Here is a 25184-nt window from a genome sequence, read left to right as displayed (position 1 = left end):
TGTAATGGTGGGCTTGCTGCTGCGCTAGGTATGTTCACCAGTTATGCCATATGGGCAAAATATTGCGTGTGTGTGGCAAAGTGGGCGATGATAACAGCGCACCGCCATTCGCTAGCCCTGTTAAAAGGGCAAACGAATGGCGACAAGCAAATTATTTGTTAAAGTCCTTGCGACCTGCGGTGTTCTTCTTCGGCCGCTTTCACCTCGTCGGGCATGTCTTCCAACTTAGGTGTGTTGTCTTCCATAATTTCTTCGGAACGACTAACCCAAGGACGTTTGCCGAAAATTTCTTCCACATCTTCGGCGAATATCACCTCGCGCGATATTAGTAGGTCGGCCAGTTTTTTATGTCCTTCGCTATTTTCTTGTAATATCTGTTTAGCGCGGTTGTATTGTTCGTTAACCATCTTCATCACTTCGTCGTCGATAATCTTCGCTGTAGTTTCCGAATAAGGTTTTTGGAACTGGTATTCTTGGTTGTTGTAGAAGCTGATGTTGGGTATTTTGTCGCTCATACCAGCGTAGGCCACCATGCCATAGGCACTTTTTGTGGCTCGCTCCAAGTCGTTCATTGCTCCTGTTGAGATATGTCCGGTGAAGAGTTCTTCTGCAGCTCGTCCGCCCATCAGTGCACACATTTCATCGAGCATTTGCTCTTTAGTGGTGATTTGTCGCTCTTCGGGTAGATACCATGCTGCACCTAAAGCACGTCCGCGAGGCACAATAGACACTTTAACCAATGGGTCGGCATGCTCACAGAACCAAGACACGGTGGCATGTCCAGCCTCGTGTAGGGCGATGGTTCGCTTCTCGGCAGCAGTCATTATCTTTGTTTTCTTCTCTAAACCACCGATGATACGGTCAACTGCGTCAAGGAAGTCTTGTTTTCCTACAGCACTGCTATTGTGTCGTGCAGCTATCAGTGCAGCCTCGTTACAAACGTTGGCTATATCAGCGCCCGAGAAGCCTGGAGTTTGGCGAGACAGGAAGTCGATGTCTACGGTCTCGTCCACCTTAACAGGGCGAAGGTGAACTTGGAAAATCTCTTTACGTTCGGGCAGGTCGGGCAGGTCTACGTTTATTTGTCTGTCAAAACGCCCTGCTCTTAGTAGTGCGCTGTCTAGCATGTCGGCTCGGTTGGTGGCAGCTAGGATGATAACACCACTGTTTGTGCCAAATCCGTCCATTTCAGTGAGTAGCGCGTTAAGGGTGTTCTCTCGTTCATCGTTTCCGCCCATCGAGGGATTTTTGCTTCTCGCACGTCCCACGGCATCAATTTCATCGATGAAGATGATGCATGGCGACTTTTCTTTGGCTTGATGGAAAAGGTCGCGAACGCGGCTAGCACCCACACCTACGAACATTTCAACAAAGTCTGAGCCACTCATAGAGAAGAAAGGAACGCCAGCTTCGCCAGCAACGGCTTTGGCCAAAAGAGTTTTACCAGTTCCCGGAGGGCCAACAAGCAGCGCTCCCTTGGGAATTTTACCACCTAGGTCGGTATATTTTTGTGGACTTTTAAGAAATTCCACAATCTCTTGCACCTCTTGTTTAGCTCCTTCTTGTCCTGCAACGTCTTTAAATGTGATGCCAATTTCGTTTCCCTTTTCGTACATTTTGGCTTTGCTTTTGCCAACATTGAAAACGCCCGAACCACCACCAGCTCCGCCACTGCCCATTCTTCTCATGATGAAAATCCAAATGGCGATGAGCAAAACGAATGGAACGATTTGAATAAGGATGTCGGTGAAGTGTCCGCCCTTATCGTTATCGAAGGCAAAGTCTTTTATCTTAGCTGCTTTTTGGGCATCGGTGAGGTATTTCTCAAGTTCGTCTATCGAGCCAATTTGCACGCTAACATATGGTTTTTCGCCCAATTGTTTCGGGTCTTTACCAAAAACATCGCGTGTGTTTTCGGGTTTGACAAACATTTTAAGCGTTTTTTGTTCGGTGTTTACCACCACATTATTGGCGTAACCTTTATTCACATACTCCTGAAACTTGGTGTATGTGGCCTCTTGTTTTACGCTTCCTGCCATCATGTTGCCTCCTCCTGTGAAGAAGAGAAGCCCCAGCGCAATGATTATCAGCCCATAAATCCAGTTCATATTAAAGCGGGGCATCTTGGGCTGTTTATTGTTGTGCGGTTGTTTATTACTCATAATTCAATTGTTGGTGACACGAACATTCTATCAAACGTTGTGCCAATTTTAATCTATGTCAGTGAGGTGGGTGAGTTTTGCGTCGGCCCAAAGATGTTCAATATCGTAGAATGCACGTGTCTCGGGCAAGAAAACATGCACAATAACGTCTACAAAATCAATGGCCACCCATTGGTTTAGACCTAGCCCTACTGCGCTGGTAGGCTTGTCTTTAAGTTCTTTGCGCACTGTATCGCCAATAGATTCGGCAATAGCTTCAACCTGTGTGGGCGAGTTTCCTTGGCATATAACGAAATAATTGGTTATTGCTCCCTCAATTCCTTTTAAGTCGGCTACAACGATTTTGCTGCCTTTTTTCTCTTGTATTCCTTTAATAATGGTATCTACCAAATTGTTTGTTCTTGTCATTCTGATGTTGATGTAATTTCTTTGAAGCTACAAAGTTAAGATAATTTATTCGATTTGTGCGCGATTTGCTGCATATTTACGCCAAAATAGGATGTAAAGTTGCAGCAAGAGTTGCATTTATTGAAGTTAATTGGCATGCGAATGATGTTGCTGAGTGGGGGTTATCCCCATTCGGTTACTAATTTCTCAAGCATGGGAATGGCAATTCGTCCTCGTTTTAATTCTATAAGACCTTGACTCTGCATATGGTTGAGTGCCCTTGATACATTAAGGCGGCTGTCGTTCATCTCGTTTGCAAGTTTTTCCATCTTGATATGCACTAGCTTTTTGCCTGCTGGGTGCAGACAATGAACTATGAAGAAGCGTGCAATGCGATGTAGTAGAGGCGAACGGCAGTGTCTCCAAGGCTGTCTAGCTGCTTTTTGGGCTTGTGTTGAGATGGTGTTAAGCAGGTTAAACTTAAAAATTATAAAGTCGTCGGTTAGCCTTAACACCTCGCTTTTGCTTAGAAGCAGTAGGCTACATGTTGACTGAGCGATGAAGGTGCGGGTGTAACGGGGCGATATACCAAAGAGATTTTCGGGCTGAAGAATATATGGAGCATCAATTTCTTCGATAAATGTGTAGCTATTGTCATCGGCTTGCGATGCAACTTGCATTTTTCCGTTAAGTAAAAAACAAAGGTGTGTACATTCGTTTCCTGCTTTTGCAATTGTTTCTTCGGCTTTTTTTTGTGCAAAGTCAAACCTTGTTTGCCCCAGTACAGCAACAAGGTCGTCTGTGCTCATGCCTTGAAACATGGGCAACTCTATCAGCTTGGCATAAAGAGGCATGTGTTGCATCTGTGCTTATACGGTGTTTTTGGTTTATGTAATGCCTACTGTAGCAGCTACAAAGGCTACACTTATTTTTGTATCTTATCTTTTAGCGATGAAGAGAACCACACTGCATTTTTGCCATCTTTATCCGAATAAATGAAATAGGCCATTAGTTCGGGATGTTGGTCTAACACTTTTTGTGCCTTTTCCAGTCCTAGCACCATAAAGGCAGTGGCGTATGCATCGGCTTCGGCGCAGTTACTAGCCAGTACGGTAGATGAAAGGATATTGTGTTGTACAGGATACCCCGTCATAGGGTCGATGGTGTGAGCATATTTTTTACCGTTTTTATAATAGAACTTGCGGTAATTGCCACTTGTGGCCATGGCCTTATTTGTAACGTTTAAGATGGTTTGTAACTCTTGATTTACGTTTAACGAATCGTCAGAGGGTTTGGTTACGCCCACTTTCCAAGGCAGTCGTTTTTCGCTAATGCCACGTGTAACGATTTCTCCACCAATTTCTACCATAAAGTTTTCTATTCCTTTGCGTTTTAGCAAACTTGCAACAACATCGCTACCATAGCCTTTGGCGATTGCGCTGAAGTCGAGCATCAGGCGTGGGTCTTTCTTTTTGATGCGCCCATCCACGTAAGACACTTTTTTATAACCAATAAATTGCTTTATGCTGTCGATGGCATGTGGGGTGGGGCGAACACCGCTTTTAAAGCCAAATCCCCAAGCGTTGACAAGTGGAGCCACGGTTACATCAAACGCTCCATTGGTTTCGTTGGATATTTTTTCGGCCAATTGAAATACGTCTGCGAACATCTTGTCGGGTTGCACCTGTTCGTTACGATTAATTTTAGAGATAACCGAACCTTTGTTGAAAGTAGACATGGATTGGTCTACCTCGTTAAGTGCGGCCATAATTTCTTTATTCAAATTATCATTGCTTTGATAAATAATGCTGTATGTGGTGCCAAACACTGTTCCGCTATCGTGTTGATAGGGTGTATCTTGTTGTTGCTTGATGATGTAGATAGTGCCTATTATAAGCAGCAACAGAAATGGAATCTGCCAAAGCAGGCGGCGTTTTCTATTTGGAGTGTTCATTTGTTTGTTTAGAGTCTTGTTATCTTGAGTTTTGCTGGCATACTCTTTTTATGCAGCCTATATAATATTGGTATGCACGTTGTCGGGGGACGTAAAAGAATGGCGTGTGGCCGTGTGCATGCATCGAAATTGTTATAAGGTGATGATGATGTTGAATGTGGCACCCAGTCGGGATGTGCCTGTTTTCCCAAATCCTGGCACGTACCACACGTTTCCTGCATCGCCATCGTTGTGTGCCAGGCGGCGCCTATATCGGGCCGACCATCCTAAATGCAGCGGCCCCCAAATCTTTGCGTCGACTGCGAACACCAATTCTGCCCAATGGCAGTGGGCTGATGCATTGTTAATCTGTATGGTAGCGTGGTCTTGCCAAACGGGATCGTTTAGTACAGAGCTGCCTACATCGTATTTGAATGAGGTGAAAGCATATCTTGCTCCTACGTATACACGATAGACATCATGTTTATTTTTCATGATGTTGTAGTCAAAACCCACCTTGCCATATGGTGCAGCTGTTTTGTACATCACGTGAGTTACCGGGTCGTCTTCGTGGTTGGCACTGCCATAACCCACCTCAAACACAGGAAAATACCTGTCTTTGAAGTTTATTCGCAGCGCTGCCTCATATTGTCCGTAGTCGCTGACGGCCAATTGTATTGGGCCAACCACATCTGCCATGACCTGAAGGCCACGGAAAAAGCGGGTGGTGTCGGGGCTTTGAGTTTTGGGCTTAAGTATCTGTGCACTGGTTGTCAAAGCACCAAAGGATAGCAAAACACTAGTGGCCGCTCTTAAAGTGGATGCGGAAATGTGGCGAAGAAGTGTCATATGTAACGTTTGGGTTGATGAGAACAACAGAGTCGATGGCATGTTTAGATGTGCTAACTGCCGTTATTGTGTGAAAATAAGTCATGTCACAATCTACTGACTCGAAGTGTGGCGTATTTGTTTTGCTCACTTTGATGGTGTCGTGCACAATGTTTCCCAGGGTGTCTTTTAGCTGAAACACCAGCACATCTTCATTGCGCGTATAGCTCATTGGAAGGTTTAGTTGTGTTGTCTTTACACCTTTGTTATATATAATGGTGTCTTGTCCGTTGCTGCGCTTTGTGAAAATGGTGAGCGTGTCGCTTAGTGTGTCGGGATTAAGGCTATTGCCTTTAGCTAAAGTGTATTGTGAATAAACCGTATTGTTGAACGGACAGTCAATAGACGAGCAAGCAGCCAGTAGCGCAATGGTTATTACGAGTAGTGGAATTATTCTCCGCATCTTATTTCCTCCTCTATTTGATAGTCGTTTCTTCCTGGCGAATTGCGACTGATGAGGTCGCCCAGGAATCCAGCAAGAAATAGTTGTGTGCCTATCATCATTGTTGTTAACGAGAGATAAAAATAGGGCGAGTCGGTTATGAGTCGTTGTGGAATGCCTTGTGCGAGGCAATATAACTTGTCGACACCCAACAAACAGGTGGCGATAAAGCCCAACAGAAACATCAGCGAGCCCAAAAGCCCAAATACATGCATGGGTTTTTTTCCGAAATTACTGAGAAACCAAAGTGTGATAAGGTCTAGATAACCATTGAAAAAACGATTGAGTCCAAATTTAGAACTGCCATATTTACGAGCCTGATGTTGCACCACCTTTTCTCCAATTCTACCAAACCCTGCATTTTTTGCAAGATAGGGGATGTAGCGATGCATTTCGCCATATACCTCGATGTTCTTCACCACCGCCTTGCGATAGGCTTTTAGTCCGCAATTAAAGTCGTGAAGGTTTTTTATTCCGCTAATTTTTCTTGCCGTGGCATTGAATAATTTGGTGGGAATGGTTTTTGAAAGTGGGTCGTAGCGTTTTTGTTTATAGCCCGAGACAAGGTCGTATTTCTCTTCCATTATCATGCGGTAGAGTTCGGGTATTTCGTCGGGCGAGTCCTGTAAGTCGGCATCCATGGTTATTACCACGTTGCCTTTGGCCTCTTTGAACCCACAGTAGAGAGCGGGACTTTTACCATAGTTGCGTCTGAACTTTATTCCCCGAACGTGTTCAGACTGCTTGCTTAGTTCTTCAATCACTTCCCAAGAACGATCGGTAGAACCATCGTTGACGAAAATCACTTCGAATGAAAAGTGGTTATCGTTCATCACTCGCTCAATCCATGCATAGAGTTCGGGTAGTGATTCGTCTTCGTTGTATAGGGGTATAACTACAGAAATGTCCATTTTTGTTTGTGTTGTCTTATTAGTTATGTTGATTAATCGTTGTTATTCTCTTAATTGGGCTAATGGCATTTCTTACCATAGCTTGCTTTCTCTGTTGTCTCTCTTTGAAGCTTTTACAATCTTGATACCTGCCTTGTTGGCTTTTGTGCTCTTGGTAATACCCCACCATGCGTAGAAGTTGTTGGGCGTTTTTGTTCCAAGCGGCGTTAAGACTTTGCTTGTTTATCGTGATCGTTTCATTCCAAATGCAGCAGTTATGAGGCTCAGAATACAGCCTATAAAGACGTTTTGGGTGAAGAATAGAAACGTAAGCTCCATAGGAGTGAGCGAGGTGAGAAGTTTTGCCGACTCTTGCATCTGGGTTTCGTTAATGCCCATTTGCTCATATGTAGCACCAAAGGCTTTTATCGAGTTGCTCATCATTGTTACGAGCGATATCGAGTCGTAGAAGCGAATGTAGAGATATTGCGCTAAAGCAAAGATAAGTGAGGCATAGACAAATGTGTACCATGAGTAGGCCAAAGCTCGACGATAGGATATTTGTCCATCGAGAGCGTAGTCGCGAAAGGTTCGCAAACGCCAAGTTACAACGAATGGTGTGGAGAATGTAAGGATATTCCCCATCGCCGACTGAGGTAGCAGCATGGTGAAGAGGAACGACACTATCCATACCAATGCCAAAATGGCACCGTCTTGGCGGGCAAATGCCTTTAGTTGTTTCAATGATTCTAAAAAGTTCATGCACTGCAAAATTACGTATTTTTTATCATATATTACGCGCTATGCGCCGAAATCTAATAAATCTCTTAAAACTATGCGGTTAACTAGGCGTAAAACAAAGGCAGGCTGATGTCTCATCAGTCTGCCTTTTTATTAAGCTATGAAGTATTATTGATTGATAAAAACGAGTTCTATTCAAGTGAGGCTGCATGGGTTATGTTAGTTTTTGCTGCCTCAATGTCTTTCGCTACTGGTGTGAGTGTTTTGTCTTGCATTGCCTAACCTGATGTTTTTGGCTGTTGCTTTTAAGAGCCTGATGTTCTCCAGTTAGCGAGAGGTATATGTTATAGTTGTTAACGACAAGTTTGTAGAGCTTTGTTTGCTCGTTTGGTGTGTTGTTTTTGATGCCTCGGCCGGATGGGATTCAAAGCGCATCGTTCCTAAACGTGGCGTTTTGAATAACCCATCTCGAGGCTTCAGGCGTTTTTGTTTTACCCATCATTGTGATGTGAACTAACTTTGTGCATGTTCATGGCGTATTAAGGTTGCTTCTGCGCGTAGCGCTTCAAGGATGTGTAATGGTATTTTGATGTTGAATAGGCCAAACACATAGGTTGGGAAACATTGCCTTTGTTTTCATGGTTTCGATATATATGTATATTATTTGGAAATATTCTTGTCTTTTGTATGGTATATTAAATATTGTTTAAAAGAGTTATCTGTTTTATCCTTTACTTTGAGTAGAGATTTTCTTTGAAAATTCCATTTCTAAGTTAGGGGTTGCTCTTTATTAACACGAATTTTCGTGTTTAATTTTTATTTTGTATTCTAACGTTGTTATATTCATATAATTTATAATTATTGAGTGTTAATTGATAACGTTTTGAACTTTCTTGTGCTAGAGGGTTGTGGTTCTAAAACACATCGCAAAATTAAACATAATATTTGAACCGTCAAATAAAAAGTCGAAAAAAATTAAAAAAATATTGTCGATTTATGAAAGAGTTCTGTAAAAATCTAGAAAATACGCAATTTTGACCATGGAATTAGGCGGGATTTTGCTGTAATGTAAAAAATAACATAAAATATTTGTGCTTCTTTTTTTGATAAATTGATTGTGTGTTGATGACTTACGGGGTGTTTTTTTATTCATTGTTGAGGTTATACAGATGGATAAGATGGTGTTTATTGGTAGTCCTTATATATAATAAGGTGTAGCGATGTAGAGCATTTGAATTTTTAGATATGCTGTCTTGGTATAGTTTCGGTTTCTTTATTGGCTTTTATATCGCTCCAAATATGTGATGATGGGTTGCGGTGGTGTGGTTATCTTTCGTCAAACGTTTAGTAATAGGTTTGTTTTGTGGTGAACGTTTGCCCTTTTTTGCTGATTTTCATGGAAATATGCACTTCACCCATCTAAAGGGTTTAGGGGCGATACAGTTTTTGTTTGATTGTTTTAATGCTGTTTTTATTCTTGAAGTGATGGTGGGCTATTTGTTAACCTGCTATTTATAGTAAAAATGTAGTTAAGTAAACGTAAGTTGTACAGAAAATATAGCGCGGATTTCAACTATTGCCTAGGTGTAATGATGAATTGATTGGGTTTTAACTCCGTATTAATTGAATAGTTAGATTATGTGGCTTTTGAGTTATGTGTATCGAAGGTGGAAATATTTAGTTTGCTATCTGTTTTAATGGATTGCACTTTTATTCTTATTGTTTCGAGGAAATCGACGAATTTGATGCCAGACTTATTACTATGAATACTTGATATTGAGAGATTGTAAAATATTAAGTAAGGATTTTAACATTGTGAGTCACTTTTTCTTCATCAATTGCTCGTTCGCTTGCAAATAATCAATTCTCGCGGAGGTTTGTTTCGGTAAAAATGGGGTTAGAAGGCTTAAGGTGATAAGTGGGCTTTTTGTTGAAAACAACAGTCTTTTTTATATATTTTGGGGCTATTTGTAGCAAAAAGGCTTGCTAAATGCAGCAAAACGCAGTGCTAACTCCTACTAAACGCAGTGCTAACTCGTGCTAAACGCAATGCTATCTCCTACAAAACGCAATGCTAAATGCAGCAAAACGCGAGTTTAGATGCTATATTTAGGACATTGATAATGTGTTTTGCTTCATTTCGAGTAGCATAAACTTATACACTTTGAAGGTAAAACGCTCTTATTTTTCTGCTATTTAGCATGAAAAAGCGGTTTTTTAGGCAGTGAAAAACAGAGAGCTAAAGCACAACTAGAGAGGCAAAATGGTGCAAATTGCAGGTTTTAGGTTGAAAAATGGCTTGAAAAATTAATGCTCCAAGGGCTTAATTGTGGCAGAATGCATGCTTTTGGGCATTTGTTTTTGCTAGAATGACTTGGTTCGGAGAGTGTGTTTTGTAAAATATATCTAATTATTTAACATTTTGATGATTCGTAATGATTTAAATTAATGAGTGAAAAAGTTAGCTGTTAGAAGCTTTTGGTAATAGAAAAAAGACTGGTGAAAGCAAAAATTAAGGTTATATATTGATGGATAATTGCCATTTCTTAAAGGCTTTATAGGCAATATGCGTGTCAGAAATGTAGAATAGTCTGCAATTAATTTTAAAATTCATTGTTCATTCTTACAAAATCGTTATCTTTGCAGTAACCAATTATTGGAAGAACAATGACAAAAGCAATTCTTAGATACCTGTTAATGCTGTTCGCAGTATTTGTTTGCGCCACTGTAATGGCGCAAAATTTGAAGTGGCGCGACATGTATCAGGTGAAGAAAAAAGACACCATCTTTGGTATCGCTAAAAACTTTGGACTTACTGTTGAAGAACTTATCAATGCCAATCCAGAGATGAAAGTGGCGGGGTACGAACTGAAAAAAGGCGATTATATCTTCATTCCTTACCCTTCGAACACTGCTCCAAAGACAGCAACGGCACAACCTTCAACTGCTGTACAGACGCAAACAGCACCAAAAGCAGTGCAAAACCCAGTGGGTAAAACCATTAGGGTGGGCGTAGTGTTGCCATTACATGATGTGGATGGCGACGGTAAACGTGCTACAGAATATTATCGTGGTTTCTTGATGGGATGCGATAGTTTAAAACAAATGGGTTATTCTATAGATATTCGTGCTTGGAACGTGCCCATTGATGGAGATATTCGCGCCACACTTCAAGAATCAGGCTTACGTAATTGCGATATTATTTTTGGTCCATTGTACACCAAGCAGGTGAAGCCGCTATCAGATTTTTGTAAGAGTGCTGGCATTAAATTGGTTATCCCCTTCTCTATATGGGGCGACGAAGTGAGCCGTAACACAGAGATATTTCAGATTTACCAATCGGCAGACGAGATAAATAATGCCTCGATAGATGCTTTTTTAGAGCGTTTTGGTAATCAACACCCTGTATTTATCGACTGTAACGACTCGACGAGTAAGAAAGGTATTTTTACTTTCGGCTTACGCAATCGCCTAAATAATCGCGGTGTATCGTATAGCATTACCAATTTGAAGTCGAGCGAGGAACTATTTGCCAAGGCGTTTAGTCGTACTCAGCCCAATATTGTTGTGCTCAACACAGGCCGTTCGCCAGAATTGTCGGTGGCCATGGCTAAACTTAAAGGACTAGTGGCTAGTAATCCAGGTATAGTTGTGTCGCTTTTCGGTTACACCGAGTGGCTAATGTATACACGAAACAATCTTGACAACTTTTTTACTTTCAATACCCACATTCCATCCACTTTCTATTACAACCCAGTTTCGGCAAGAACGCAAAATATAGAGAATGGTTATCGTCGTTGGTTTGGATTGGAAACGCTGTATGCCCTGCCAAAGTTTGCGTTGATGGGATACGACCATGCGCAATTCTTTATACGTGGTGTGCATAAATATGGCAAGGCTTTTAATGGCACAAAGACGCAAAATACATATACTCCCGTGCAAACTCCGCTTGACTTTAGACGTGTGGGCACAGGTGGAATGCAAAACAAAGCTTTCATGTTGGTGCACTATACCAATGGTAAGAGAATAGAACTAATCAATTATTGACGAATGAGAATAAGAACATTGGCCATCGTTGCCATCTGTTTGGGTACCTCTTTAATATGCAAGGCTCAGATAGGAGCATACCGCAACAACTTCTCTATTGGTTTTAACGGCGGATACGTGCTTAGTAATGTGGGCTTCAGTCCGCGCGTAGACCAAGGTTACCACAGCGGCATAACAGGTGGTTTGTCTTTTCGTTATGTGTCCGAAAAATACTTCAATACTATCTGTAGCATCTATGCCGAGGTGAATTATGCCGCCCTTGGCTGGAAACAAGATATAAAAGACTTGCTAGGCAATGCAGTAGTGAATAGCAGTACAGGACTGGCAGAGGAATATAGTCGCACGATAAACTATGTGCAAGTACCTATTTTTGCACATTTGGCTTGGGGACGAGAAACCCGCGGTGCTCAGTTCTTCTTCCAATTGGGTCCGCAAATGGGGATTTATCTTAGCGAAAGCACGCAAAGCAATTACGACCCAGCCACGAGAAACCTTTCAGATAGAGCCAATAAGGTGATAGAACAAGAGTCGATGGCCGTTGAACATAAGTTTGATTACGGCATCGCAGCAGGCTTGGGGGTTGAATATAGTGTGCCACGAGTTGGCCATTTTCTTCTTGAAGGGCGCTATTATTATGGTTTAGGTAGTATCTTTGGCGAAAGTAAGCGCGACTATTTCGGGCGTTCCAACTTTGGAAACATTGTTGTGAAGATGGCTTATTTGTTCGATTTGACCCGCACGGCCAAGTAAAGTAGGGTGGACACCGCTCAAGCCATGGCTAAACACCCACACTTTCCACAGAAAAATACAATTACTAAAAATATCATTTATTAAAAACTAAAAATTAACGATTATGTTTGAAGGTCAACCGAAAGGACTTTATGCATTGGCATTAGCCAATACGGGCGAGCGCTTTGGTTATTACACGATGCTTGCCATCTTTACACTCTTCTTACAAGCGAAGTTTGGTTACACCGCAACGGAGACGTCTACCATCTTTGCCGGTTTCCTAGGGTTTGTCTATTTCATGCCACTCATCGGTGGAATTTTAGCCGATAAGTTTGGTTATGGCAAGATGGTAACCTCGGGTATCACCATTATGTTTTTTGGTTATGTGCTGTTGGCCATACCCACTGCTGCAGATATGTCGGGTAAGGCCATGATGTTTGGTGCTTTGGCGCTGATATCTTGTGGCACAGGCTTGTTCAAAGGCAACTTGCAAGTGCTTGTGGGTAATCTGTACGACAATCCCCAGCTTAGCGCAAAGCGCGACACTGCTTTCAGTCTTTTCTACATGGCCATTAATATTGGTGCGCTTTTCGCTCCTACTGCAGCTACAAAAATCACCAATTACGTGTTGTCGGGTGTTAACTTCACCTACGAGCCACAAATTCCTTCGTTGGCTCACCAGTTCCTTGATGGCACAATTAAGCCAGATGGTAGTGTGTTGCTAGAACAATTGAAGGCCGCACAAGGTTATGCAGGCGACATGACTAGCTTCTGTACCACCTATATTGCTGAGCTTTCTCGCGCATACAACTATGGTTTTGCTGTGGCTTGTGTATCACTCATTATCTCGATGATTATCTATTTGGTGTTCCGTTCAACCTTCAAACATGCTGATGTGAACAACAAACAGAAAGCTTCTCAAGCAGCAGATGGTGCAGCAGCTGAACAAGAATTGTCGCCAGAGGAAACTCGTCAGCGTATTGTTGCGCTGTTGTTGGTGTTTGCTGTGGTTATTTTCTTCTGGATGGCATTCCACCAGAATGGTCTTACCATGACATTCTTTGCACGTGACTATACAGCTAAATCAGTAGTAGGATTTAACCGTTTGGGCTTTGATATCCTTAACTTGGTGCTCATTGTGGTTTCTGTTTATAGTGCATTCTCGCTCTTCCAGTCGAAAACCAGTAAGGGTAAAACTATCGCTGGCCTTGTGTTATTGGCTGCTATCGGCGGTATTGTTGCCAACTATTCGTCTTTGGATGCAGAGATTAAAATTCTTCCTCAAATATTCCAGCAGTTCAATCCTTTCTTCGTTGTAGCGTTAACACCAGTTTCTTTGGCAGTGTTTGGCTATCTTGCTCGTAAAGGTAAAGAGCCTTCGGCACCTCGTAAGATTGGTTATGGTATGCTTATAGCGGCTTGTGGCTTCCTTGTTTTGGCTATTGCCTCTTTTGGTTTGCCCACTCCCAACGAGGTGAAGAACTCGGGTATCAGCGATAGTCAACTAGTTTCACCTGATTGGCTTATCTCTACTTACCTTGTATTGACCTTTGCCGAGTTGCTGCTTTCGCCCATGGGTATTTCGTTTGTATCGAAAGTTGCACCTCCCAAGTATAAGGGAATGATGATGGGTGGATGGTTTGTGGCTACTGCAATTGGTAACTATCTGGTTGCTGTTATCGGTTACTTGTGGGGCGATATGCAGTTATGGATGGTATGGAGTGTGCTTATCACTTGCTGTTTGATTTCGGCATTGTTCATATTCTCCATCATTAAGCGTTTGGAAAAGGTTTGCTAAAAAACTATTGCCTATAAGGCCAACTCTAAATCCAAAGAGTTTTGAGGTTGTGCCATTAATAATAAAAGGAGTGCGCCAAGAGGTTGCACTCCTTTTTGTTGTTGTGTGATACTAGTTGTTGGCCAACTTCTCGTGCTATGCATGTTCGGTTTCCCCGTTTTTATCGTACCTTTGCAGTATAAAACATAGGATATCAATGACACTACATATTTTTAATCCCGACCACGATTTGGTTTTGGCTGCAGGTAACGAACATTTCACTGCGCCAAAAGCAGCGCGAACCCTGTATGCCGACTTAGGTTTCTTGCCGGCTTTATGGGCAAACGAGGGCGATTTTGTGCTTGTAGCCGAAATGGAGTCGGCTAACGAACGGCTTCGACATATAAAGGGTAGGGGAAAAGGGGTACAATTAATCGACCGAGACACACTAAAACGAATGCTTGCCGATGGTTCCATCAATTGTAGCACGCTAAAAATAGAACCCTGGGGGTGGGATAAGAATGTTAGCGAGCTGCTCGAAGGTTTGGGTGTAAAGGCCGATGCTCTACCCACAACAGAATGGCTAGAGAACGTTAGATGCATAAGCTCGCGTGAATGGGTGTCGGATAATCTCTTGCCTACGTTGGTGTCGCAATTGAATAACATTCATCCTGCTAATTTTTTGGGTGCATCTTTCGTGGTGAAATCTATGGAACAGTTGGGCAAATTGTTACAAAGTCATACGCAAGTGGTGGTTAAGGCGCCTTGGAGTAGTAGCGGTAGAGGTATTCGTTACATTGAAAATAGTCCTGATCCATCAACAGCAGGTTGGTGCGCCAACATGATAGAGAAGCAAGGTTGCATAACGGTTGAGCCTTATTATAATAAGGTGCGTGACTTTGGAATGGAGTTTAACGTGGATGCCAATGGACATGTAAGATATCTTGGATTATCTATTTTCAAGACTTCGAAGCGTACATACACTGGTAGTTTGTTAGCCACCGAAGCCACAAAAACTCAATATCTGTTGCAATATGTAGATGCTGATGTGCTTAAAACCACTGCCTACATCATTGCAGAGATGTTATCGCGCCTTCTTGCCAACAACTATGTGGGGCCGTTGGGTGTGGATATGATGCTTGTAAATGTGGAGGGCGAGTCTAATTTGAAGGTTCATCCTTGTGTTGAACTTAATCTTAGGCGTACAATGGGGCATGTGGCTTTGGCATTGTCGCCGTTGGAAACCGAGCCACAGCAGTTAATGAATATTGATTATTCCAAGGGTACGTACCATCTTCGCTTGCATACACTCGCTGATGGTTTACTAAATACTAGTATTGCACGACTTTAAAGAATTGTGCAAGATATGTAATTCACAATTCGTAGATAACACATGATGTGTGTTGGGGCAATAACGCAAGAATAAGGTGCGGGTGAATGCCAAGTTAAAGCACTTATTTCTTCTTCTCTATGCCCAAGTGTAGTCGATTTGAAAGCCCTCTTTGGATTGTTGATAGACATAAAAGCAATTTATACAACTTGCCTAAAACGATTAAAGGCAAACAACTATGATTTAAATAGCTGTTTGCCTTTTTTCTGTTTCGCCTTGTTTGTAGATGCCTAAAACAAGAAAGCATGTGCTTTATTTGGCGATAGGAATTTTGTTCACTCTATTGAGATGGCGTCCACCCTCGAATGTAGCCGAGAAAAATCCGTCTAAGATTTTCTTTGCTGTGTTATTGTCGACAAATCTGCCAGGCATAACCAGCACGTTGGCATCGTTATGTTGGCGAATAAGTTGAGCAATCTCGGGCATCCAAGCCAACCCAGCCCTCACACCTTGGTGTTTGTTGAGGGTCATGGCAATGCCTTCGCCACTTCCGCAGATACCAATGCCTGGATAAACCTCGCCACTTTCAATGCCTTCTGCTAAGGCATGAGCAAAGTCGGGATAGTCACTACTCTGGTCACTATATGTGCCATAGTCTTTGTACGGATAACCATGTTCTTCCAAATATTGAAGAACGTATTGCTTGAGCGGGAAGCCTGCGTGGTCGCAAGCGATACCAATAGTTTTTATTTCCATACTTACTCTCTTATTAAAGATTTAACTTGATAATATACATTCTCTGCTGTGAAGCCCAATTTCTCGTCTAGCACTTTGAATGGAGCGGAATAACCAAAGCTATTTAGGCCAAAAACAGTGCCGTTAGCACCAACAAGACCTTCGAGTGTAACGGGTAAACCTGCTGTCAAACCGAATATCTTCGAACCCTTGGGTAGTACCTCTTCTTGGTACTCCTTGCTTTGCATGCGGAACAATCCCTCAGAGGGAACGCTCACAATGCGAACCTTTACACCTTCTTTTCTTAGCAGTTCGGCACCTGCTTCAAGTGTAGAAACCTCCGAACCTGAGGCTAATAATATCACGTCGAATTGGCTATCGCTTCCAGCAACTACGTAAGCACCGCGTCGAGCAAGTTCGTAATTGTTGTCTGGATGTAGGTTCTTTACGTTCTGACGCGAAAGAATAAGGGCTGTAGGGGTGTTCATATTCTCTACTGCCATCTGCCAACATACCGTGGTTTCGTTAACATCAGCGGGGCGGAATACGCGAACCGAGTCTTCACCATGATGGTTTTTCAGTTTTTCCATCAGTCTTATTTGCGCCTCTTGTTCAACTGGTTCGTGTGTCGGACCATCTTCTCCCACGCGGAAAGCATCGTGCGTCCAGATAAATTTGATGGGAACGCGCATCAATGCGGCCATGCGCACAGCGGGTTTCATATAGTCTGAGAATACAAAGAATGTTCCGCAGGCAGGAATAACACCACCATGCAGGTACATACCGATGCACATGCAGGCCATTGTAAGTTCGCTTACGCCTGCTTGGAAGAACGCACCCGAAAGGTCGCCGTGCTTCATTTCGTGCGTCTTATTTAGGAAGCCGTCTGTACGATCGCTATTAGAGAGGTCGGCCGAAGAGCAAACCATGTTTGGAACTTGCTCTGCAAGCAAACCTAGGCATGCAGCTGAAGCCACACGAGTTGCGGCATCGGTTTTTTGGGTAAGTGTACTCCAATCCACTTTAGGTGCTTTTCCGCTGAACCATTCTTTCATTTGAGCTGCTAGTTCTGGGTTGTTGTTTGCCCATTGAGCCTCTTCTTCGCGCCTTTTGGCTACAATGCCTTTCAGTTCTTCATTGCGTTTGGCGTAAAGTTCTTCCACTTCGGGGTATACCACGAAAGGATTATCCGGGTTTCCGCCAAGGTTAATGATTGTTTTTCGGTAAGCATCGCCACCAAGAGGAGCGCCATGCGTACCAATATGATGTTCGAAGCTAGAACCGTCTGCTCGCAAAGCGCCTTTGCCCATCACTGTATTACCAATGATAAGCGTGGGTTTTTGGTTCTCTGCTTTTGCTTCTTTAAGTGCTTTACGAATTTCGTTAGCATCATTTCCGTTGATAGTTATCACTTTCCATCCCCACGATTCGTATTTAGCTGCCGTGTTTTCGCAGGTAACAGCACCACATTCGGTAGAGAGTTGAATGTCGTTTGAATCGTAAAACATCACAATGTTGTCTAGTCCAAGTGCTCCAGCTAGGCGTCCAACGCCTTGAGAAATTTCCTCTTGCACACCACCATCAGATATATATATATATATGGTGTGTTGCATCATTGTGTGAGAGAGTTTCGTTTCGAGGAACTTTTGGGCTACAGCTGCACCAGCTCCGTATGCGTGTCCTTGTCCTAAGGGACCAGAAGTGTTTTCAATTCCACGCATTACGTCCCTTTCGGGATGACCAGGAGTGGGCGAACCCCACTGGCGAAATTGTTGAAGCTCGTCAATAGTAAACTTTCCTTGCAAAGCCAATGCCGAATAAAGCATAGGCGACATGTGTCCAGGGTCGAGGAAAAAGCGGTCGCGACCGGTCCACAATGGGTCTTTGGGGTCGTAAATGAGGAACTCTGAGAAGAGAACATTAATGAAGTCGGCACCGCCCATAGCTCCGCCAGGGTGTCCGGACTTAGCTTTTTCAACCATTGACGCTGCAAGAATGCGTATGTTGTCCGCAGCCAAATCCATCAATTTCTTATCGTTCATTTATTGTAGTTTTTAGTTAAACATGTTCATTTCAATGTGCTTTGTTTTCGGGATGATGTGTTCCCACCTGAATATGGAAACAAAGTTACAAATTAATGTTCAATAAAACAATTGATTTTGGCTGTATCTTTCACTTTAAAGTAATTTTAAACGTATGCCGTGTTCACTGCAATGGTATTGCCACATGTTATCATTTAAGAAGTTTATTTACGAAAAAAACGCAACACGTTATCTTTTATAGAGATAAGCGTCGTTGCGGTTTTATTTCTTAGTTTATACCTATTGTTGTGTTTCTTTTTTGTTGTTTTACCTTGAGGGGTGTTTCTTTTACTGTTATGGGCTTAGAAAAGCGTTTTAATTAAAGAAACTCCAGCTAAGACCAAAGCACAACATGCGTTCGTTTAAGGGGTAATGCGGTGCGAAGAAATAGTTTTTGTTTCCGCTGCCTGCATTGATGTGGTTCATCAAAATGAAGAATCGCGCCTGCTTAAGTTTAAAATTGGCATACACGTTAATGAGCGGATAATTTCCTATCTTCACCTTATCTGTTTGGGCTTGAACAGCAAACTGTCCTAATGCGGCACTATAATCGGGAGCGTTGTATGCTGTGAAGTATCGCATATCAGCACCGAAGTCGCAGTTTAGTACACGTGCTATTTTAAAGCGAAGATACAGATTGGTGTAGATATTGAGCGAAGGGAGGGGCAGAACATCAGGATGACTGGTTCGTTGCCATGTCACAACGCTCTCCCAGTTAAGGGGTCCAAATTTCACATCTTGCATCAATTCGGCTGTTAACAGATTGATTGCCGAGCCACTTTGTTTAACTGTTACGGTGTTAGCCGAACGTGTGAAGTCGTTGTTTATCGTGTAGTTTTGTGCAAAATAGGTGTAATCTTTCAGCTCGTCTACGGCGAAACGCAATTTTGTTCGCGTCTTTTGGTAGTTCAATGTGGCTTGTAGGCGCGAGTGAATGGTTTTAGAAAGATTGTCGTTTTCCCACCATAGGTGTCTCGATTGGTAATGACGGAAGTAGAAACCAGGGCTTGTGCGATGGAAGAATGCACTTGCAGCCATCGTTACCGTGTCTCCGAAGAGTGCAAAATTGAGGTCGGCTGTGGCGTCTACCTTGAGTTGACCTGCGTCTTTTCCTAAAAACCACGTTTCGGCTGTAACGCTGTAGTGTAACGTCTTACCTTGAGTCTTTGCCAGCTGACCGCCAAAGCTCATGGTTTGTTCATTAAAAGATTCTAGATTTCCTAGTGTGTTGGGCAATTCATAATGGCGTATATCGCTACTAATAAAGGCCTTAATGCCGGCTTTAGCCCATTTGTTAAAGCCTTCTAGTAGTGCCAGAGCCAAGGTGTTGCGCAGTCGGCGGTGGCGCGTTTCATCAAAAATGGAGTCGCCAGTTAATCGACCTGCATTATAATAAGTGTTGGCATAATAGCCTGTTGGCGTTTCGTGTGCCTCGTAAATGCGTTTATAGTTTTCGAAATTCACTGTATGTACAAAGCTTGTAACGGGTACATACTCGTTTTTAAACCATGCAGTATCTTTCTTTGTTTGTTTGTTGATGGCCATTAAGCTGTCTGCTTGCGCCTTGCTACCAACTTTAATTCTAGCGTTGTTACGTACCGAGTCTTCGGGTTCAGCGCCAGCAATGGTGGCATTATCGGGTCTACCTGTATAGGTTTTATTGTCATTGTCTTTGCTGTTGTTATCGCCCGAGTGCCCTTTTTTATTTTTTTCGCGCAGGTTTTGGTCTTTCTTAGCCTCCAAGGCAAACTTTTTTGCCTCGATTTCCTCTTTGGTCATGGGTACTTTTCGGTTAAATCCGATGTTGTACCGGTGTGTGAAAAACACGTTTATATTATCGTTTCTGTTCCAGTTTTTGCTTAGAACAGTTGGGATTTCGTTTGTTGAGTACGATTCGTTAAATGTTTCGGGGTGAGTGATATAGTTGTCGTTTGTGATACCTCCGTTTTCACTTGTCTTTTGATGATTGGTGGTAAAGAGCAAGTGGGCCTGGTATCTGTCACCCAGATACGACCCATACATGGTGTAATTAAACATGGCCGTGCTTTGATTTTGGTAGAAACCGCGACCATAGTCGTAATCAAACTTAAATCCAACGCCCACACGTTTGCCTGCATTTACACCAAAGATAGCTGTGAAATGGTCTTCGCCATCGTTCTTGTCGCCACAGCTAAAGTAGCTAAGGTTTGTTATGGGCGACAGCGTGTTGGTGAATAAGAACCTATCTACAGGCACAATAAAGTAACTGTAGGGCTGAGTGAAGATAAATTGAGTATCGGCGGGTCTATCTACAAACACACGATTTAGTCTGGGCGACGCCAAGTTACCCAGCATGTTATATTCACCTCGCAGTCCGTAGGTGTAGAGTTTGTTCATAAACATGTGTGAAAGGGTGTCGGGTTGCGCTGCAATCCTATCGCCAAAACGCGTGTCTACGGTCCAAACCTTTAATCCCTTGGGTATTTCTTTATCAGAACCCAGCGAGTCTTTTTTATTCTCATTCGTGTTCGACGAGAAGTTTCCGTTCTCATCAATGCGTGTAAAATCGTCTTGTGCAATCGCGGGCAAAAGAGCCATCGATAGCCCAACAACTAGCATTAGTAACCTGTTCATCTAGCGGATAAAGCGAAGTATTGTTTCAGCTATTTTAAAAACCATTGAGCCCAATATGATAAATGTACCCACAGTGGTGCTTGAAAAGAAATATACGGCTAAGCCAACGGCTGCCCCAAGAATGAAAATAATGTTTAGAATGTTTCTAATAAATAAGAACTGGTCTTGTTCTTTATCATCTCGTCTGTGTCTTTTGTGTGGATATTGCGTGTCCATGTACTTGCTTTTAGTGTTGCTAATGTTATTTGAATAGAGTGCGTTTAGCCTGTTTCTTACCCAAAGGTGGGTTTATTGTTGCAGGCGTTGTTTAATGGTTTCAAACACCTCGTCTTTGCGGTCGATGGTTTTACGTCTGAATTTGCCCGACATCTTACTGAGTTTCGTTTTAGCTTTGTTCAATCCATATTTGTCGGTTATCCATTTCTCTGCTGTTGTTTCCAGTCCGTTGCCAGCTCCGCGATTCATTTCGTAGGCATAGTTTATACGCGATAAGCTTAGATTAAGCTTTCCGTCGTAGCATTTAGCAATTATCGTGTAATTAAACACAGTGCGGTCGAGCGACAGAAACGAGTTTTGAAACACCAACCACTCCTTAAATCTAGCGGCTATGATATGCTCTTTCTTGTTCACCAGCGCAATAGCACTTTCTGGGAATTGGTTTTGCCCCTTTGTAAGTTCTTCTATTGCTGTATAGGTGGCATCATAAATCTCTTGTGCGGTTTTCCCAGGAACGTCTATTTCATAGTCGAACACCACCTTTCCTTCAACCTCGGGCACTGCGCCTTCTAGGTATCGAGCATCTATATTGGGGTTTTGTTTCTCTATTTTACTTGTTGTCTGCGTAGATTTGTTTTGCGTTTTATCCTGTGGACGTTCCCATTCGTTTTGTGCGAATGCGAAAACAGGAGCGAAGAGTAGCGCTAAAAATAGTTTTCTTTTCATCGTGATGAGTTTTGTGCCGTTGAATAGCTGATGAATACAATTGCCCTTGGGCTGTGTGCATGGCTATTTGTTGCTTTAGGCCTATGCATTGAACTTACAAATATACGAATAATCAGAGGGAAGCATCGTTAATATGCAATATTTAACTAAAAAATGGTGCACAATAATATTACTTAGGCTCGCATGCTTTGGCAGATAAGCCACATGCGAGCCACGTAGGGTTGTAGAAACAAGGGTAGGCGATTTACCTTTAGCGCATTTGTTTGCGCTGTTTTTACCTTATTGGTGGTAACAGAGGCGTTTTTTGTGCCTGCAATGCCTATGCCTTGTTTGTATTTTTTGTTTGCTTTCTGTTAGATGTAGATACCGATACCAATTTTAAACCCTGCGGTTGAGTATTTGGTATGGCTCTTAAACGATTGGTTGTAATAAACAGATGGCTCGATAGTTACGGTGCGACTAACAAAGAAAGCATAGCCCAATTCTATTCCAGGCATCAGGTCATTGTAGTTGCGGTAAGTGTGAACAAGTGTTGCATTAACACCCACATAGAGCCCGTTTTGCTCGATATAATATCTTAGGCCCGCACCAACTGCGATATAGTCGGGTACGGTTTCATTGCCCGAGTGGTTATATGCCACTTGTCCTAGCATCATCCAAGCATCGTCAAAGAAATAACCTGCTTTGGCTTGCACGCCAAAACTAAACCCATTGTTGCCATTGTAATTGAGGTCTAGTCCTGTTAACGAACCGGCCACGTAAACTTTTTCTTCTTCAAACTGCGCGCTTGCCGTGAGTGTTAGCATCAACGACACGATAAGCAAACCTAACTTCTTTTTCATTTCTAAAGGATTAATACTTTAAATTCGATATTGATTATTCTCTATTTTGCAGCTCAAACGCCTATGATTGCAGTGCGCTATGTTACAAGCTTAACCGCCTTTTTCCTACGTTTAACCACATTAACTGCAAAAGTAAATAAATTATTCGACAAATGCGAGAAATATACTTATCTTTGCATTCGTTATATATTTAGATATCTTAGTAAACATTTAATCGTGCCTGGGATTTGAACTAGGCAACAACAACAGATAGAGAGACTTACGAATGATAAAGCAACTGTCGTTTTCAAATAAATACTTGCTGTTATTTTTTGCACTTACTGTCGCCACTTCACTGTGTGCCCAATCATTTTCGTTTTTCAAACCCAATGCTTTGCAGGGTTGGAAATTGCCTAAACGTGAGGTGAGGGCGGTGTGGCTCACCACCATTGGCGGACTGGATTGGCCGCATTCGTATGCCCAAAACAGCTTGGCTGCTGGAAGGCAGAAGCAAGAACTGTGCGATATTTTGGATAAGTTGCAACGTTCGGGTATTAATACTGTGTTGTTTCAGACGCGTGTTCGTGGAACTGTGGTCTACCCTTCGCAGCTCGAACCTTGGGACGGATGCTTATCGGGCGTGCCTGGTAGGTCGCCTGGCTACGACCCTTTAGCCTTTGCCATCGACGAATGTCATAAGCGTGGAATGGAACTTCATGCCTGGGTGGTAACCATTCCTGTGGGAAAATGGAATGGCTTAGGTTGTAAAACGCTTCGCAGTAAACATCCCAACCTTATTAAGAGGGTGGGCGAAGAGGGATTTATGGATCCCGAAAACTCAGCCACGGCTACTTATCTGGCTAACATGTGCAAGGAGATAACCGAACGATATGACATCGATGGCTTACATCTTGACTATATTCGCTATCCCGAAACCTGGAAAATAAATATATCGCACGATGCTGCTAGGCAAAACATCACTGGCATTGTGCGTGCTATTGGTAACAAGGTGAAAGCTGCAAAGCCTTGGGTGAAATATAGTTGCTCGCCCATTGGTAAGTATAACGACCTAAGTAGGTTTGGCAGTAATGGCTGGAATGCTTATGCTAAGGTGTGTCAAGATGCGCAAGCCTGGCTTCGTGATGGATTGATGGATGCGCTTTATCCCATGATGTATTTTCAAGGCAACAACTTTTATCCCTTCGCAATAGACTGGGCAGAGCAAAGTCACGGCAGAATGGTGGTGCCTGGATTGGGCATTTACTTTATGTCGCCTAGCGAAAAGAATTGGGCGCTCGATGTCATTACTCGCGAACTTCAGTTTACTAGGCAATATGGCATGGGACATGCATATTTCAGAAGCAAGTTTTTTACAGATAACCTCAAGGGGATTTACACCTATGCACAGCGCATTTTTACACCAACGCCAGCCCTTGCGCCAGCCTTGACCTGGGAAAATAGCAAACAACCCTTGCCCCCTACCAATCTCACCACGAGCGAGGAGCAAGGCAGAGCTGTGGTTAGTTGGGATGCGGCACGTGTCACAAACAATTCGCCAAACCTATTCTATAATGTATATGCTAGCACAATGCTGCCTGTTGATATTAGCGATGCACGCAATCTCATTGCTGTGCGCTATGCCAAAAACAGCATTACGGTGAGCCCACGTAACGCCAAAATGTATTTTGCCATTACCGCTATCGACCGATATGGCAACGAAAGCCAACCTTTGCAAGCGCTCAAGGCTGCAGGCGGAGGTAAAAGCCAACTCAAGATGTTGCCTTATAGCGATGGAAGGGTGTTGCTACCTGTTGGCGCTGATGCCCTTTGGGGGCGCGTGTGGGTGGTAGAAAGTTTGCAAGGGCAACATGTTGCCACGCTTTCTTCTCAAAGCGATAGGCTTGATGTGCGAAGCCTTGTCAATGGTGTTTATGTGCTTAGAGCGCTTAATAGCAAGGGGGTTGGCCATCGTTTGGGGATGTTTACTAAGAAGTAAACGAGTGCTCAATTGGTTTTAACTGGTTAATGCAGTAATAAACTTCTTATCAATATCCTCTTTGAACTGTCTTATTTTAAGAGTAAATGAGCGCCCAAAGCTTTAGCATACAACGCAAGTTTCCCGAATTAATGCTTAATCGCCAATTGGCGAAGAGTGTTTTCGTGTTGTATGATTGTGATTGCTTAATTTCTCTGCTCGTTTCATTTATTCCTATCAGTCGTTATACCGCTTATCACATGTTTTTTAGATTATTTTCATGGCTTCCAGTCTATTTTTCGTATGCTAGTCGGCATCTTTGTCTATCTTATTTTTTTGCGTAGCGCCCTGTCAACAGAATAAGTCGGGTGGTGTGCTCAACCATACACAAAACCTAAAAGGCTCTAACCATTGATTTGGGTTTAAGGGTTAAGGGTGTATAGGTTGCTTTGGTGTAAAATATTTAATATAGAATTTAACATTGTGAGCGCTATATTTTTCACCAACTGTCCATTCGCTCGCAAATAATCGATTCTCGCGGAGATTTTTTTCGACGAAAAGTTTTCCTTAAATATTGATATTGTTTACCCCCCTCCCAATCGATTAACAAAGTCATTTTTTTATGCTTTTTCTATTCTATAATATTTTAAATCGTATAGTCCCAACTATGTTAAGAGGTCTCAATTGCGAA

At 42.7% G+C, this 25184-nt stretch carries 18 protein-coding genes; 5 read left to right on the top strand and 13 right to left on the bottom strand.

The genetic code is table 11. The annotated features are described in order from the left end of the window. Window positions 1-158: 158 nt before the first annotated feature. From ftsH to QME03_RS10210, 8 genes are all read right to left on the bottom strand, one after another. Window positions 159-2162 (bottom strand): ATP-dependent zinc metalloprotease FtsH, encoded by a 2004-nt coding sequence (gene ftsH / locus QME03_RS10245; RefSeq protein ID WP_025815197.1) that lies wholly within the window; start codon window positions 2160-2162, stop codon window positions 159-161. A gap of 48 nt (window positions 2163-2210) precedes the next feature. Next, a complete protein-coding gene (rsfS, locus tag QME03_RS10240; RefSeq protein WP_025815196.1) occupies window positions 2211-2570 on the bottom strand; it encodes a ribosome silencing factor in 360 nt (119 codons plus the stop codon). Window positions 2571-2731: 161 nt separating this feature from the next. Next, window positions 2732-3412: a Crp/Fnr family transcriptional regulator gene (locus QME03_RS10235; RefSeq protein WP_110369919.1), complete on the bottom strand. Its 681-nt coding sequence runs from the start codon at window positions 3410-3412 to the stop codon at window positions 2732-2734. Window positions 3413-3474: 62 nt separating this feature from the next. After that, window positions 3475-4503, bottom strand: coding sequence for an FAD:protein FMN transferase (locus QME03_RS10230; protein WP_273262328.1), 1029 nt, complete (start codon window positions 4501-4503; stop codon window positions 3475-3477). Between the two features lie 132 nt (window positions 4504-4635). Then, a complete protein-coding gene (locus QME03_RS10225) occupies window positions 4636-5331 on the bottom strand; it encodes a DUF6048 family protein (RefSeq protein ID WP_281724296.1) in 696 nt (231 codons plus the stop codon). Further along, window positions 5282-5773: a DUF6452 family protein gene (locus tag QME03_RS10220; RefSeq protein WP_273115844.1), complete on the bottom strand. Its 492-nt coding sequence runs from the start codon at window positions 5771-5773 to the stop codon at window positions 5282-5284. The genes QME03_RS10225 and QME03_RS10220 overlap by 50 nt, the downstream gene beginning before the upstream one ends. After that, window positions 5761-6723 carry a glycosyltransferase family 2 protein gene (locus QME03_RS10215; RefSeq protein WP_025815193.1) on the bottom strand — a complete coding sequence of 321 codons (963 nt, stop codon included), beginning with the start codon at window positions 6721-6723 and terminating at the stop codon, window positions 5761-5763. Before QME03_RS10215 ends, QME03_RS10220 begins: the two co-directional genes overlap by 13 nt. A 222-nt stretch (window positions 6724-6945) precedes the next feature. Then, entirely contained in the window at window positions 6946-7464 is a 519-nt protein-coding gene (locus QME03_RS10210; RefSeq protein ID WP_274947148.1) for a DUF4199 domain-containing protein, read from the bottom strand. A 2646-nt stretch (window positions 7465-10110) separates the two neighbouring features. Here QME03_RS10210 and QME03_RS10205 point away from each other — a divergent pair. From QME03_RS10205 to QME03_RS10190, 4 genes are all read left to right on the top strand, one after another. Continuing rightward, window positions 10111-11490, top strand: coding sequence for a LysM peptidoglycan-binding domain-containing protein (locus tag QME03_RS10205; protein ID WP_281724295.1), 1380 nt, complete (start codon window positions 10111-10113; stop codon window positions 11488-11490). Window positions 11491-11493: 3 nt separating this feature from the next. Continuing rightward, window positions 11494-12240: a porin family protein gene (locus QME03_RS10200; RefSeq protein WP_281724294.1), complete on the top strand. Its 747-nt coding sequence runs from the start codon at window positions 11494-11496 to the stop codon at window positions 12238-12240. A gap of 103 nt (window positions 12241-12343) precedes the next feature. After that, window positions 12344-14017, top strand: coding sequence for a peptide MFS transporter (locus QME03_RS10195; RefSeq protein ID WP_025815187.1), 1674 nt, complete (start codon window positions 12344-12346; stop codon window positions 14015-14017). A 196-nt stretch (window positions 14018-14213) separates the two neighbouring features. Further along, a complete protein-coding gene (locus QME03_RS10190) occupies window positions 14214-15347 on the top strand; it encodes a hypothetical protein (protein ID WP_281724293.1) in 1134 nt (377 codons plus the stop codon). Window positions 15348-15638: 291 nt separating this feature from the next. Here the strand turns inward: QME03_RS10190 and rpiB are convergent, their stop codons facing one another. The 5 genes from rpiB to QME03_RS10160 form a co-directional block, all read right to left on the bottom strand. Next, entirely contained in the window at window positions 15639-16082 is a 444-nt protein-coding gene (rpiB, locus tag QME03_RS10185; protein ID WP_025815185.1) for a ribose 5-phosphate isomerase B, read from the bottom strand. Between the two features lie 2 nt (window positions 16083-16084). Next, the gene (locus QME03_RS10180; RefSeq protein WP_281724292.1) at window positions 16085-18103 is read right to left on the bottom strand and encodes a transketolase family protein; all 2019 of its coding nucleotides are present in this window, start codon (window positions 18101-18103) and stop codon (window positions 16085-16087) included. Between the two features lie 354 nt (window positions 18104-18457). After that, on the bottom strand, window positions 18458-20755 hold the full coding sequence (locus QME03_RS10175; protein ID WP_281724291.1) for a putative porin: 2298 nt from the start codon (window positions 20753-20755) through the stop codon (window positions 18458-18460). A gap of 288 nt (window positions 20756-21043) precedes the next feature. Further along, window positions 21044-21697, bottom strand: a complete 654-nt coding sequence (locus QME03_RS10165; protein ID WP_273116566.1) for a DUF4468 domain-containing protein — start codon at window positions 21695-21697, stop codon at window positions 21044-21046. 353 nt (window positions 21698-22050) lie between these two features. Then, entirely contained in the window at window positions 22051-22539 is a 489-nt protein-coding gene (locus QME03_RS10160) for an outer membrane beta-barrel protein (RefSeq protein WP_110369922.1), read from the bottom strand. A 265-nt stretch (window positions 22540-22804) separates the two neighbouring features. Between QME03_RS10160 and QME03_RS10155 the strand changes: the two genes are divergently transcribed. After that, complete coding sequence (locus tag QME03_RS10155; RefSeq protein WP_281724290.1) at window positions 22805-24514, top strand: glycoside hydrolase family 10 protein; 1710 nt, start codon at window positions 22805-22807, stop codon at window positions 24512-24514. The last annotated feature ends 670 nt before the right edge of the window (window positions 24515-25184 follow it).

The sequence above is a fragment of the Hoylesella shahii genome, from assembly GCF_937990675.1.
GTDB classification, from domain to species: Bacteria; Bacteroidota; Bacteroidia; order Bacteroidales; family Bacteroidaceae; genus Prevotella; species Prevotella shahii.
Note: the sequence above shows the minus strand (reverse complement) of the source record. Positions and strands in the feature narration are given on the sequence as shown.